Annotated in this window: 12 protein-coding genes and 1 pseudogene; 7 read left to right on the forward strand and 6 right to left on the reverse strand. The window is 45.4% G+C overall.

Annotated elements, in window-relative coordinates:
- Positions 1-14 precede the first annotated feature (14 nt).
- Both EDI29_RS19680 and EDI29_RS19685 read right to left on the reverse strand, forming a co-directional pair.
- Entirely contained in the window at positions 15-392 is a 378-nt protein-coding gene (locus tag EDI29_RS19680) for a DUF1330 domain-containing protein (protein WP_137742225.1), read from the reverse strand.
- Between the two features lie 189 nt (positions 393-581).
- Positions 582-1,475: a LysR family transcriptional regulator gene (locus tag EDI29_RS19685; protein WP_137742226.1), complete on the reverse strand. Its 894-nt coding sequence runs from the start codon at positions 1,473-1,475 to the stop codon at positions 582-584.
- 486 nt (positions 1,476-1,961) lie between these two features.
- Here EDI29_RS19685 and EDI29_RS19690 point away from each other — a divergent pair, with 486 nt between their 5' ends.
- Entirely contained in the window at positions 1,962-2,654 is a 693-nt protein-coding gene (locus tag EDI29_RS19690; RefSeq protein ID WP_137742227.1) for a heavy metal response regulator transcription factor, read from the forward strand.
- Positions 2,655-2,664: 10 nt separating this feature from the next.
- Positions 2,665-4,053 carry a heavy metal sensor histidine kinase gene (locus tag EDI29_RS19695; RefSeq protein WP_167494539.1) on the forward strand — a complete coding sequence of 463 codons (1,389 nt, stop codon included), beginning with the start codon at positions 2,665-2,667 and terminating at the stop codon, positions 4,051-4,053.
- Between the two features lie 92 nt (positions 4,054-4,145).
- Here the strand turns inward: EDI29_RS19695 and EDI29_RS19700 are convergent, their stop codons facing one another.
- Positions 4,146-4,400 carry a YdgH/BhsA/McbA-like domain containing protein gene (locus EDI29_RS19700; RefSeq protein WP_137742229.1) on the reverse strand — a complete coding sequence of 85 codons (255 nt, stop codon included), beginning with the start codon at positions 4,398-4,400 and terminating at the stop codon, positions 4,146-4,148.
- Between the two features lie 329 nt (positions 4,401-4,729).
- Here EDI29_RS19700 and EDI29_RS19705 point away from each other — a divergent pair, with 329 nt between their 5' ends.
- The 3 genes and pseudogenes from EDI29_RS19705 (at position 4,730) to EDI29_RS19715 (ending at position 7,320) form a co-directional block, all read left to right on the forward strand.
- On the forward strand, positions 4,730-5,842 hold the full coding sequence (locus EDI29_RS19705; RefSeq protein ID WP_167494540.1) for an alpha/beta hydrolase: 1,113 nt from the start codon (positions 4,730-4,732) through the stop codon (positions 5,840-5,842).
- Positions 5,843-5,947: 105 nt separating this feature from the next.
- Positions 5,948-6,613 carry a flavodoxin gene (locus tag EDI29_RS19710; RefSeq protein ID WP_167494541.1) on the forward strand — a complete coding sequence of 222 codons (666 nt, stop codon included), beginning with the start codon at positions 5,948-5,950 and terminating at the stop codon, positions 6,611-6,613.
- A gap of 11 nt (positions 6,614-6,624) precedes the next feature.
- A pseudogene (locus EDI29_RS19715) lies at positions 6,625-7,320 on the forward strand (DUF4405 domain-containing protein).
- 123 nt (positions 7,321-7,443) lie between these two features.
- On the opposite strand, the gene EDI29_RS19720 reads toward EDI29_RS19715, so the two are convergent.
- Positions 7,444-8,457: a zinc-dependent alcohol dehydrogenase family protein gene (locus EDI29_RS19720; RefSeq protein ID WP_137742230.1), complete on the reverse strand. Its 1,014-nt coding sequence runs from the start codon at positions 8,455-8,457 to the stop codon at positions 7,444-7,446.
- A gap of 313 nt (positions 8,458-8,770) precedes the next feature.
- On the opposite strand from EDI29_RS19720, the gene EDI29_RS19725 reads away from it, so the two are divergent.
- Entirely contained in the window at positions 8,771-9,766 is a 996-nt protein-coding gene (locus EDI29_RS19725; RefSeq protein ID WP_010305031.1) for an aldo/keto reductase, read from the forward strand.
- Positions 9,767-9,875: 109 nt separating this feature from the next.
- On the opposite strand, the gene EDI29_RS19730 is transcribed toward EDI29_RS19725, so the two are convergent.
- Both EDI29_RS19730 and EDI29_RS19735 read right to left on the reverse strand, forming a co-directional pair.
- Entirely contained in the window at positions 9,876-10,553 is a 678-nt protein-coding gene (locus tag EDI29_RS19730; RefSeq protein WP_103862000.1) for an FMN-dependent NADH-azoreductase, read from the reverse strand.
- A 241-nt stretch (positions 10,554-10,794) separates the two neighbouring features.
- Entirely contained in the window at positions 10,795-11,388 is a 594-nt protein-coding gene (locus EDI29_RS19735; RefSeq protein ID WP_137742231.1) for an NAD(P)H-dependent oxidoreductase, read from the reverse strand.
- A 219-nt stretch (positions 11,389-11,607) separates the two neighbouring features.
- On the opposite strand from EDI29_RS19735, the gene EDI29_RS19740 reads away from it, so the two are divergent.
- Positions 11,608-12,510 (forward strand): AraC family transcriptional regulator, encoded by a 903-nt coding sequence (locus EDI29_RS19740; protein ID WP_039536805.1) that lies wholly within the window; start codon positions 11,608-11,610, stop codon positions 12,508-12,510.
- The last annotated feature ends 726 nt before the right edge of the window (positions 12,511-13,236 follow it).

Consider the following 13,236-nt stretch of genomic DNA (forward strand, 5'->3'; position numbering starts at 1 on the left):
GAGGCAATTTCCCTCTATGGTTTCGGCGGCACGAACCCTTCGGTAAGGATCACAGAACCTTCCGTCGACGCGATGCGGAATTTCTTGGCTGCTGTATATTCAGGAGAATTGTAGAAGCGCTGTGCATCTGCAAGGCTTGGGAATTCTGCAATGGCCATGACTGATTTAGGATGACCTTCCACAGCGGTTGCATTCAAATTAAAGACGGTCACGGTGCCATGATATTTCGGCGCCAGCGATCCGGCAGCATCCATATACTTCTGGAAACCAGCCTGATCTTTAATATCGTAATTTGCGATCATATATCCGCGTGGTTGAGTCTCCTGTGCATGTCCCATAGCGGAAAGCGCCAGACTCATCGCAGCTATAGCACCGATAAAACGTTTTTTCATTATCTAAACTCCCCAGTGTGGTTATTGATGCGACGAAAATAGATCGTCTGTAGTCGTAAATTAAGGGGAGAATAACCGGAAAAAATCGGCTCGATTAGAGGCAATAATTTGCATGCCCTTAGAAAGGAATTTTATGAATAGGCCACAGCACGCAGATTTATGACATAACCAACTGAGAGCCATGTCCTGCTAACCTTTGTAGCGGAGTATATCAATCAGAAGGGCGAAGGCTGGTGTATGTTGTTTTCTGCTGGGGTAGTAAAGGTGGTAACCCGATATAGGCGGACACCAGTCTTCCAATGCCCGAATTAAACGCCCAGCAGTAATGTGCTGAATAACATGACTTTCGAAAGTGTAAACCAGGCCCAATCCACTGAGCGCAGCATCCTCCAACATTTCATTGTCGTTGATAATCAACGGCCCATTAACACGCACTTCCAGCGCATCGCCCTCTTTTTCAAACTCCCAAGCATAAATCCCCCCGCCTGAGCTCTGTCTGTAGCTGACGCAGCGGTGTTCACTCAACTCACGCGGTGTGTTGGGGACTTTTCGCGCCGCAAAGTAGGAGGCAGAGCCAACAACGGCCATACGAATATCGGGACTGATTCTGACTGCAATCATGTCTTTCTGCACCTGCTCTCCCAGGCGAATACCGGCGTCAAACCGACCAGCAACGATATCGGTCAGTCCTTCGTTAACACTGATCTCGACGACGATATCAGGGTAATCGTGTAAAAATGGAGTGAGGGCTGGCAGGAGTACTGTTCTGGCGGCATGTCGAAACGTGGTGATGCGGAGCGTCCCAGCGGGCTTACCCTGCCGGGAGCTGAGCGCTGCAATTTCATGGTTAATATGCTCAAATGCTGGTTTTAACGCATGGAGCAAGCGTTCTCCGGCATCAGTTAGTGATAAGCTGCGGGTGGTTCGTGACAGCAAGCGAGTCTCAAGACGCTGCTCAAGCATGCGTACCGTATAGCTTAGTGCAGACTGTGACAGCCCAAGCTTTGCCGCTGCCCGCGTAAAACTGCCCTCTTCAGCCACAGCAATAAAGACGGCAAAATCGCTAAAATCACCTTTTTTCATTCAGATATCCTATCCCGGTAAGCCGACATGCTGATTTTCACTGAAACAGAATTTTTAGGTATATCAATCTTTATATAGTTTATCGCAACTTGCACCATACTCTCATCGGTATTTAAAATAAAAAGGTTAATCAAAAAGGAAATAAAATAAAGCGCTTCGCTGACTTCTCGCTTCTCTTTTTTATTACCATCATGCTTTATTACATTATGTTGAAATAGGCAAAAATTAAATCAAATTTGGCAATCCAGTTCATTTTCATCCCCGCCATACTGCTACATCATCAGCCACTCAATATGATTGCGCTTAAGCAAGTCGCCATATTCCTGAAATCGGGAATCAATCCCCCATAGCTCTATGTACATTAGGTGCAGTTTATCCTGGCTGTCAGAAATGTCAGGAGACAGTCAGGCTGGCGTTGGATAGAGGCATTTATACTGTGGAAAAACGCAGATAGGTGCAAAAAATAACATGATAGAGATAGGTAACATGCGATTACTGCTGGTCGAGGATGAAGAGAAAACCTCATCTTATATCTACCGGGCGCTAAGTGAGCTCGGTTATACGGTCGATGTGGCCGCCGACGGGATAGATGGTTTGCATCTTGCGGTTCAGTACGACTATGACGCCGTAATTTTGGACGTGATGCTTCCGGGTAAAGATGGCTACGCGGTGCTGGAGGGCTTACGCCTCCATAAACAAACGCCAGTGCTGATGCTATCAGCCCGTGGTTCAGTCGATGAACGCGTAAAAGGGTTACGACACGGTGCTGACGATTATTTGTCAAAACCTTTTTCTTTGATTGAGCTGGTCGCCCGTATTCAGGCACTGCTACGTCGCCGACTCAGTGGCGGCGTTGATGTCACACAGCTACATATCGATGATATGCATCTCGATCTTCTGGCAAGACGCGTAACCCGTGCGGGGCAACGCCTGGACCTGACGGCCAAAGAGTTCGCGCTACTGAGCCTACTGGCACGACATCAGGGCGAAATACTGTCGAAAATGATGATTGCCGAACAGGTCTGGGATATGAATTTCGATAGCGACGCTAACGTAGTAGAAGTTGCTGTTAAACGGCTGCGAGCGAAAGTCGACGCCCCTTATACGGTAAAATTACTCCATACGGTCCGGGGGATGGGATACGTACTGGAAAACCGCCCTGCCCCTCGTCTTGAATAATAAGTTGACCGTGATGAAACCCTCGATATCCATCCGTCTGGCGCTGATGTTCGCCTTGGCCGCTATGACCATCGTTTCCGGTTATGCACTCTTGTTACACCACTCTTTGCATGAGTCACTGCGTAATCAAATGCACAAAGAATTGCAGTTTCGCCATTCGCTCATTGCCCCCTATTTAACTTCGCTAACCACGCCAAAAGACTGGCAGATGATTCAGGCAAAATTCGACAACCTCATTCAGGTCGAAGGGGGAAAAGCACAATATTGGATCCTCAGCGAAGACGTGCGCTATCGCATAGGGTCCCCCCTCCCCGGCGGAGTCAATTGGGCACAGTTGAAAAGTGGTTTCACCAAAATGCCCGATAATGAAAATGCCCGTTCATTTTACCTGCTAATTACCGATATCCCCGCACGAGGTGAACGCCCAGCTCTGCGTTCCGCAGTGGCGATTGATTCCACACCTTATCTGGGCACCCTAAACGAATTTACCCGAGTATTGATTATTATTACGGTATTAGGCGTATTATTAGTCGCGGTGCTAGGTTTCGTTATTGCGCGAATTGGCATGCGCCCGGTTAACAATCTCAGTCGACAGGCCCATACCCTTGCTCCCGGAGATCACAGCCGGCGTCTGGATACCGTTGATCTCCCTATTGAGCTGCAAAAACTTGCGACCTCGTTCAATGGAGTCCTCGCACGTCAGGAAGTTGCCTGGAAACAACTAGAAAGTTTCAATGCCGATGTCGCCCACGAGTTACGCACACCGCTCACTAACCTCATCGGCCAAACCCAGCTCGGGTTATCGCGGGAACGTAACATCCACGAATGGGAGGATTTACTCCAATCGAATCTCGAAGAACTTGAGCGAATGACCTCGATTGTCAATGACATGCTATTCCTTTCTCATGCACAGGCTGGCCAGTTTGCAACGCAATTAACCAAGGTATCGCTACGTGAGGAAACATTAAAAACAGCAGAATACGTGGAGCCCTCGTTTGCTGAAAAAACACTGACTCTCCGTATTGAAGGTGACATCCTCGCTCAGGTAGACCGTCGACTCTTTCACCGTTCTCTCGCCAATTTATTGGAAAACAGCGCGCGGCACGCTCCGGCAAATAGCGAAGTGACAGTAACGCTCGAAAAGGTAGGTGAACTGGCCCATATCGCCGTCACTAACGTGGGAGATCCCATTACGAATACACATCTGGCACGTCTGTTTGAACGTTTTTATCGTGTAGATGCCTCACGTACCCGTAGCGATATGCACCATGGGCTGGGCCTATCGATCGTCCGAGCTGTCGCGTTAATGCATCATGGGGATGTATTTGCTAAAAGCGGAGGCGGCATCAATACGTTTGGCTTTTCTCTGGCTATCGCGCCACACGAAAAAAATCAGTGAAATATATTACACATTAAAAAAACAATAATTAAAATGGCGATAATAAATATTATCGCCATTTTCAAAAACATATTTAATTAACTACATAAGAATTATCGATAAATAACCGCAACACCGTTCAGGCTATCATTACCTTGGGCAGAAATAATTCGGTAGGCACTAGCGCCGGCTTTACCTGCTTTCTCGGAAATTTTATTTTCCAGACTATCCAGCGAAGAAGCACCGCGCACAGAAACAACACCAATTTTCGTTAACCCCTCACCAGAGTTCACGCTCTTGGCAGCAAAAACGCTGGTTGATACGGTAAAAATAGCACATACAGCAAGAATATATTTAATATATTTCATAACAACCACCTTAGTTAAATAATTTATTCAGGATGACTCAATTAACGCCACCATAATAAGCAGATGAACCTGACATTAGCATGACCCGTTGATAACATTTTTGTCAGAAAAAACCATTCGATATAAATGTATAAAAATGTACTCATCAGAGTTTATTCTGACAATGGTGTCAGCAAAATGTCAGCATCGTGACCCTATCAGTAAAATATCATTCATTTACGGGAACGTATTCGCCACTCATCTATCGAATACCGTTACCAAAATAACAATATTTTCAAATTAACAACACAATCAAACTAATAAGTGTTGTAACAATGGTGGAGTTAACGATGAACGATAAAATATTCAACGAGCAAAGACGTAAGTTCCTCAGTACTTCGGCTGTGGTCGTTTCTGGCGTTGCCATGGGGGGTAGCATGCTGGTGCCTTCCTTCGCCTCAGCAAAAGCCGCAACCTCTTTGCCACGCGCAACAACAACAGTACCCACAGTGATTGGGTACACTAACGAAAAAGGCCTGCTCATTGAGCGCGTCACATACCCCAACAGAAATACACAAACGAGCATCGTTGCTAACCTGTTCAAGCCAGCAGGCTTCGATCAGAATAAGAAATATGCCGCTATTGTTGTCACACACCCCATCGGCGGCGTCAAAGAACAAACGGCAGGACTTTACGCTCAGAAATTGGCCGAACAGGGCTTTATTACCCTGGCGTATGATGCCTCTTATCAGGGAGAAAGTGGCGGTGAGCCACATTTGATGGAGCTACCGAGCGCTCGCGTGGACGATATCAGTTGCTCCATCGATTTTCTCAGCACCCTTTCTTATGTCGATGCCAACCGAATCGGTTCACTCGGTATCTGTGGCGGCGGAGGATATGTATTGAGCGCGGCCCAAACAGAGCAACGAATCAAAGCGGTTGCTACTGTCAGCGCCGCTGAAATTGGCGATTTACGGCGGAATGGTCTTTCGAATTCCCGCACCTACGAACAACGCATGCAGCTCCTGAAGGATGCCGCAGAGCAAAGAACTCGTGAGGCGCGAGGAGAGGCAATTAGGCTCACCGCAACCGTGCCTGAATCGACCAAAGATTTCACTGAAAATACGCCCGTTATGTATCGGGAAGGCTATGAATACTACCGTACAGCACGAGGACAACACCCTAATGCCCCCGCTCGTGCCGTATTTTCCAGTATTCCGTCCCAGATGGCATTCTATGGGTTTGAACAATTAGAGACGATCTCACCGCGCCCCGCGTTGATGATCGCCGGCGCGAAAGCCGATAGCTTGTATTTTAGCGAGCTTGCCTATCAGAAAACGCAGGAGCCCAAGGAGCTCTTCCTTGTTCCTGGTGCAAGCCATATCGACATGTATGACAAACCCCAATATGTTACGCCCGCTGTCACAAAATTAACGGCATTTTACCAACAATATCTGGCGTAAATTGAAACCTTGCCACACCAGGGAAAACCACCCACTGCCTACGCGGCAGTGGGTACCGCAAATGAGTATCAACATAAATTTCAGATATATTATGAGGATTACTATATGAGATTTTCACCCATGCGGCTCATCGCACTACGATTATTTGTTTTGCTGGCAATATCAGTCAACTGCTTATCAGCCACCGCCGCACAGCCGCAGGTGGGAAAACGTATTTTAATTGTCTATTTTTCTCAGCCTGAAGATGTCACGTTAGAGGGTGTTGATGGAGTCTCGGGAGCCAGTGTTTTACAGAAAAATAATGAGCGACTCGGCAGTACACAATATATTGCTCAGATCATTCAGCAGCAAACTGGTGGGGAACTATTTCGTATAGAGACAGTGACACCTTATCCCGTGCAGCACGATTCTTTATTACAATATGCGGAAAAAGAGCAAAAAGAAAATGCGCGCCCAGTAATGAAAGCCAAGGTTCAAAACCTTACAGATTATGACACAGTATTTATTGGTTACCCCATCTGGTGGTACAAAATGTCTATGGTGTTGTACAGCTTTTTAGAACAACACGATTTACAGGGAAAAACCATCATTCCTTTTACGACACACGGTGGTAGCCGTTTTTCAGACTCACTTCGCGAAATTGCACGCCTTCAACCAAATTCTCAGCTGATTACTGAAGGCCTTGCAATTTCAAGAAATGACGTGACAGATGATGAGACGATAACTGATGTTATCAATTGGCTGGGTAAATTGCCTCGCGAACAGAAATAACAGGGTAATGAATGAAAGCGAAATATAAATTTCAGGTCATTCAGGATACATTGATGCTGATAATTTTATTATCACTGATGGGGTTTCATTTATGGGATGAAAACATACATGAATGGCTTGGCGTTATTTTTTTCTTCATCATTTTATTGCATAACGGCTTAAATACCCACTGGTTCAAAAAACTCACTCAGGGAGAATACTCAGCATTTCGTATTTTACAGGTAGCGACAAATATGCTATTGATGCTAACGCTCCTTGCTGCCATCGTGAGTGGGATCCTGCTATCACGACATGTCTTGCCTGATTTGCCTATTCATAGCACATCAGATTTTGTCAGAAAAATTCACATGACCAGCGTGCATTGGGTGCAGGTTATTATTGCTCTGCATTTAGGTCTACACTAGAAGATGCTGGCTAATTTCTTCTGTAAAATTTGGAATATATTACCTACTTCCTTATTCGCTACCAAAATAATGCCACTTATCTTTATCATGACATCACTCTACGGTCTGCATGTTTTTATTCATCGAGATATGCTGCCCTATTTGTTGATTCAGGTAGATTTTGCTTTCTTCGACTTCGAAGAATCTAAATCACTTTTTTATTGGGATTTCTTTGCTGTCATTATTTTTTTCTCTTATCTGACAAGATATCTATCATGGCTATTATTTTTTCGAAGAAAATCGACGGAAGGGAATAAAGTGTAAAAAATACAACATCGACTCGCTGACCTAAATCAGCGAGTCGATGTTCATAATTCAATGATCAACAGCAAACATCAACACAGAGATGGTGAGTAGAAAAATGTAGCACTCTACATAGATCTGCTCCTAAGAACACCTTATAACGACCTTCCCAAAGTGAGATCGGCTATCAAGATAGGCAAAAGCCTGCTTCGCTTCCTCAAAGTCAAAAACACGGTCAATAATAGGTTTGATATCAGCCATTGCGATGGCGCGTGAGAGATCCTTAAGTGCTTCACGGCTGCCAACCGAAATGTGCCGTAGTGTCGCACCACTCATAAACATATCGATGTAATCAACGCCCGTGCCTCCAGAACTTACGAAACCGATAAGAGCAATGTCGCCACCGGGACGGATTGCGCGTAAGCTTTCGGCTATTGTGCCTGGACCACCCACTTCCACAATACGATCCACACCTTGTCCGTTAGACAAGGCCCGCACGCGATCGCCCCAACGCAGTTCCTCACGGTAGTTAACCACATGCTCGGCTCCGAGCTCACGCAAACGCTCAGCTTTCTCTGCACTGGATGTCGTCGCAATAACAGAAGCCCCAACGGCCTTGGCAAGCTGGAGTGCAAAGATAGAGACACCACCGGTTCCCTGGATGAGCACCGTATCACCAGAGCGAACGGGAGAACCGTCAGTCAGCGCACTCCATGCTGTTAACGCAGCACAAGGCAATGTAGAAGCCTCCTCGTAGGAAAGGTTATCTGGTATACGAACGAGTGACTCCTGACTGACAACTTTCTGCTCAACCAGCCAACCATCAGACAAACTGCCATAGCCATAATGAAAAAGATTTGTCGGCATCTGCCCCGCAAACCAACGAGGGTGGAACGCCCCCATGACCCGATCTCCGACGTTAAAATAATCAACGCCCGGCCCTACGGCAATCACTTCGCCGGCCCCGTCGCTTGTGGGGATCAATCCCTTTAAATGGGGGGCGGGATACTGACCGCGCAGGATTGCAATATCTCTAAAATTCAGTGATACCGCATGAACGCGAACTAATACCTCACCTTGTTGTGGCTGTGTGACATTCTCACTCTGTACATGTAGGTCATCAATACTTGTGAAATTATCTAAACGATATGCTTTCATGCTTTATTTCTCGCATTCATTCTTAAACACGTAACCATACGTGCCCCACACCAAAACTGATTGCCCAATTCGTCACGTTAATTGCCTAATTCAATCATTCTTGTAATAAATAAATTGGGCATTTTTTATTATTTAAACCACCTCACTAACGCCAATAGATAGAACTTATAAATAGAATTCATAACAGCATGCAAATTTTACTATCTAGTCTCATCTTTCAAATTGAGCCAAGATAATCCATATGGATTGTCCTCTTCATCACACGATTAGACTCAACATAAGAATTACCCGCAACATACTGAAATGGTGAAAAATGAAAAAACGCATACTGGGCAATAATGGGCTAGAAGTCTCTACCCTGGGGCTAGGCTGTATGGGACTAAACCACGCTTATGGAACAGCAATAGATAAGCAACAGGCCATTAGCCTCATCCGAAGTGCATTCGATCAAGGCGTCACATTCTTCGATACAGCGGAGGTTTATGGCCCATTCACTAATGAGGAGCTTGTAGGTGAAGCCCTTGCGCCAATCCGCGACAACATCGTGATCGCAACCAAATTTGGTTTCGACATCGATCAGGAGACAGGCTATCGCCACGGAACACTCAATAGCCGCCCCGAACACATCAGGCTTGTTGTAGAAGCATCGCTAAAACGGCTGAGAACCGATAGGATTGATCTACTCTATCAGCATCGTGTTGATCCAAACGTGCCGATAGAAGATGTCGCAGGCACGGTTAAAGATCTGGTTATTGAAGGCAAGGTCAAACATTTTGGCCTTTCTGAAGCAGGGCCACAAACAATCCGCCGCGCCCATGCAGTCCTTCCTGTGGCTGCGGTTCAGAGTGAATATTCACTGTTTTACCGAGGCGTTGAAAATGAAATATTGCCTGTTCTCGAAGAGCTCGGTATTGGCTTCGTCCCTTTCAGCCCTCTAGGCGCAGGCTTTCTCACCGGGAAGATTGATGAGAATACGCCGTTCGAACGCTCCGATTTTCGCACTGCGGTTCCTCGTTTTTCACCTGAAGCGCGCAAAGCTAATTCTGTTCTGGTCGACGTGTTAAAAACGCTTGCTCTGCGTAAAGGAATAACTCCAGCACAATTAGCGCTAGCCTGGTTGCTTGCTCAAAAGCCATGGATTGTTCCCATACCAGGCACAACTAAGCCACACAGATTGAAAGAAAATCTGGGCTCGGCCAGCGTTGAGCTCACTGTTGAAGACAGGATGGAAATCGACGAAACCGTATCAACGATATCAGTGGTAGGAGAACGTCTTCCGGAAAGCGGAATGAAAATGGTTGGACTCTAAAAGCCACCGCTGCCTCACTCGACCATTGCAACGGTTGAATCCCTATGTTGTGCTGCAAAAGATGTTGCAGCACAACGGTTTGTCTCAAACGCGATATACCCTAAAAATCTCAGACTCCGCGTGCCGCTAACAGCGTTTCCGCCAAATCTGTCGTACGCAATAGAGCACTCTGTAGGGAATGAGATAAGGCTTCCCCACCTTCCGATTGATGTTCGATAGCAATACTATGAACTTCATTGATGCCAATAAAGCCCAGTGCCGTCTTTATCGCAGGATCAAGGTGATTCATATGAGCATACTCCCCGCCAGGATCCATTCCATGATCCCCGCGTGAAGACAGAAGTACAACCGGCAGTCTTCGTTCAGAAAAGGCCCCTGTAAAAGGATGCCCAGCAGCATCGGGAGTATAAAACAATGTCTGCCCCAACCGTACAATGTTATCGATCCACGCTTTCAAGCTAGACGGCATACCAAAATTGTACATAGGAACACCCAAAACCAGCACATCGGCCCACAGTAATTCATTGACCAGCTCATTACTTTTTTCCAACACGCGGGCAGTTTCTGCGGGATCAAGGCCCGATCCGAACGCAGCTTCAATCCATGAATGGTTCACATGGTCGGGTGGTTGCAGCCCTACATCACGATAGCGTACATGAGCCTCTGGCTGACGTGATAACCAATGCTTCACGAAATCATGGGTAAGGCGGCGACTATAAGAACCGTGTAAATCAATCCCCCCTAAACCAGGGCGTGCACTGGCATCAATGTGCAGAATTTTTGTCATCTCTTTATTCCTTTCGATGAAATTAAATATTCAACAGTATCTCGCGATCAGAGTCATATTGGGTCAATTAACGTTTATTTATCGATAACAAAAAATCATTAATCTTCAAGGGGAATTAGTTCATTAGAAATAAACCTCCCTGTCTCTAAAAAAATTAATACAACCAACTAGTAGGAATGAGTGTTATAAAATTCAACCAGTCCCATAATATATGGTTTGGTAATAAAACCGGCCCTCTATTTTAAGAAAAAACATGCGCCAGATGTTCTTTCAATCTTTCGATATCTTTGGTGATTTCTGGTGCTTTCATTACATCAAAACACGAAAATGACGACACCGGTTCGACGCCGCAAAATTTGTAGTTAGCCGTATTGTAAGCGAACACATCATCCACCGACTTTCCGGTAAATAAGACCTGGCTACTGTCATCAAAGGCCTCTTTCGGGGCGTTCCACGTTAGCGAAAGCATGTACTGTTTACCCTGCATTTTCCCCCCCGTACCATATTGTCGACTTGGATCTTGTCGTGTTCTGCCATCATCCACCAGAAAACTCTGTTGCATAAGACCAGCAGTAAAGACTTCATCGACGTACTTCTTGTAAATCCAGGGCGTACTGAACCAGTACACGGGAGATTGGGTAATAATGATGTCGGCCCAAAGATGTTTTTCAACTTCTTCATTGATGTCATAGCCTCGCTCAATATCAGTCAGCTTCACCGTGTAACCACGCTTTTCCATTTCCTCCAGAATCACGCCGACTAATGCTTTGTTTAAACTCCCTGACGAAATTCCTTCATAGAACTGATGTGCGTTGATGATCAATACGTTCTTCATAATATTTCCTGCATTTTATTGCTTTGAGATGTGTGCGAAAGACAGCAATTGTAGGCAGGTAGTATGGCTCGGTGAGTGAAACTCACGTTTGCCAGATATGATTAATTTTTTGCCTAATTCGATTAGCAGCTATCAATATCAGCAATATATTTACCCAACGATGTTAGACTTTTTCATCACTGAACTCTCGGGAAAACCGTACGAAAATGGGAGGCAAAAATGCTAACTCAAAACGGCAATGCAACATTGGCAGCGTTGGTAGCAGACATGGCAGATACTGACGGTGATTATGAAACGGCAATTCCCGCACTCTCACTTTATCGCAGAAGCGCCGCCACCTCTCCCATGCCTTGTATCTATGGACTGGGACTAGGCATCACCGTTCAGGGTGGGAAACGGGTAACACTCGGCGATAAAATCTTCGACTATGGGCCAGGGCAATCCCTTGTCACCTCGGTTGATTTACCGGTTGTCTCCTATGTCACTCAAGCCAGCACAGAAGAACCTTATCTAGGAATACGTCTGGATCTGGATGCTCGGCTTATCTCTCAACTGGTGGCCGATATGGATTTTTCCCATACAGCAAAAACATGCAGCACCAGTGCAATATCGGTAGTTAAACTTGATGAGAACCTTCTAGAGGCCATCTGTCGGCTCATTCGGCTATTGAATGATCATACGCTACTTCCGCACATTGCCCCTTTGATTCAGCAGGAGATAACCGCGCGATTACTACACGGACAACATGGCCCAACATTACGACACCTCGTCACGCTGGGGTCACCGGGGCAACAAATTGCCAAAGTCCTATCATGGCTGAAGCTCAATTTCACACAGGATCTATCGATGGAAGAATTGGCCGCCAAAGCGTATATGAGCCCTTCGGCCTTTCGTCAGCACTTTCGATCGCTAACTGATATGAGCCCGCTGCAATATTTAAAGAATTTGCGATTACAGGAAGCTCGACAGTTAATGATGAACGAAAGCCTTGATGCGAACAGCGCTGCCGTTCGTGTCGGATATGAAAGCGCATCCCAATTCAGCCGTGAATATACCCGACTTTTTGGTTCACCACCACTCCGTGACATGAAACAATTAAGGAAGTATTCCTCAAGTAAATAAAGTATGGATTAACCTCAATGTGTAGGTATTTACTAACAACACGGTACCGAATTATATCGTGCGATTTTATTATTTAGGTTAATCAGCTCCATCTGAATAGAATACAGGATTTCAAAAGACTCCTGAGCTTGCCCCTTTCCGAAGGCAGGCCATTCCCTCATAATACGGATATTTTATTTTCATTGTCTGCACGCCATTTCGCCGTCTATTTCAAGTACAGATATATAATAGATATACGCCGAGCAACGTCAGAATTCCTGTTGATAACGAACGTAAGCAGCTCCGAACCCCATCGTAAACTTAGTCAACCTAAACAAGTGGAATAATCTCAAAAATCCGATGATATTACTTATTTTTCATTTAATACCACTAGTGTGAAATTTCTTATAAAATACAATTTTAAAGCCAACAAAAAACACTGTAGCTAAAATTAATAACAGAACCATAGCATCCGGATTGGTTATGAAATGGCCGTATGATTAGATGGGAATATTCCTATAAATGATATGATCTATCTTTCTTTTTCACTCTAAAAATATAATCACAAGAAAAATAGCTATAAAATCAAAAGCAAAGAGATGCTCCCCCTCCCTCATTATAATGAAAATCCGTTGCTACCCCCCCCCCTAATATTTAGTTATAAAATTGTATATACCCAATAAACCTCAAGATGCAGGTTTGAGCACCTGAAAGCGATCGTGAATTCTGGATGTCAGCGAGTCCGCT

Origin of the sequence: Pectobacterium polonicum (assembly GCF_005497185.1) — a bacterium.
Lineage (GTDB): Bacteria > Pseudomonadota > Gammaproteobacteria > Enterobacterales > Enterobacteriaceae > Pectobacterium > Pectobacterium polonicum.

Coding starts and splice junctions, on each gene's coding strand:
- EDI29_RS19680 (WP_137742225.1), bottom strand. CDS start 392: ATGAAAAAACGTTTTATCGGTGCTATAGCTGCGATGAGTCTGGCGCTT.
- EDI29_RS19685 (WP_137742226.1), bottom strand. CDS start 1,475: ATGAAAAAAGGTGATTTTAGCGATTTTGCCGTCTTTATTGCTGTGGCT.
- EDI29_RS19690 (WP_137742227.1), top strand. CDS start 1,962: ATGCGATTACTGCTGGTCGAGGATGAAGAGAAAACCTCATCTTATATC.
- EDI29_RS19700 (WP_137742229.1), bottom strand. CDS start 4,400: ATGAAATATATTAAATATATTCTTGCTGTATGTGCTATTTTTACCGTA.
- EDI29_RS19705 (WP_167494540.1), top strand. CDS start 4,730: ATGAACGATAAAATATTCAACGAGCAAAGACGTAAGTTCCTCAGTACT.
- EDI29_RS19710 (WP_167494541.1), top strand. CDS start 5,948: ATGAGATTTTCACCCATGCGGCTCATCGCACTACGATTATTTGTTTTG.
- EDI29_RS19720 (WP_137742230.1), bottom strand. CDS start 8,457: ATGAAAGCATATCGTTTAGATAATTTCACAAGTATTGATGACCTACAT.
- EDI29_RS19725 (WP_010305031.1), top strand. CDS start 8,771: ATGAAAAAACGCATACTGGGCAATAATGGGCTAGAAGTCTCTACCCTG.
- EDI29_RS19730 (WP_103862000.1), bottom strand. CDS start 10,553: ATGACAAAAATTCTGCACATTGATGCCAGTGCACGCCCTGGTTTAGGG.
- EDI29_RS19735 (WP_137742231.1), bottom strand. CDS start 11,388: ATGAAGAACGTATTGATCATCAACGCACATCAGTTCTATGAAGGAATT.
- EDI29_RS19740 (WP_039536805.1), top strand. CDS start 11,608: ATGCTAACTCAAAACGGCAATGCAACATTGGCAGCGTTGGTAGCAGAC.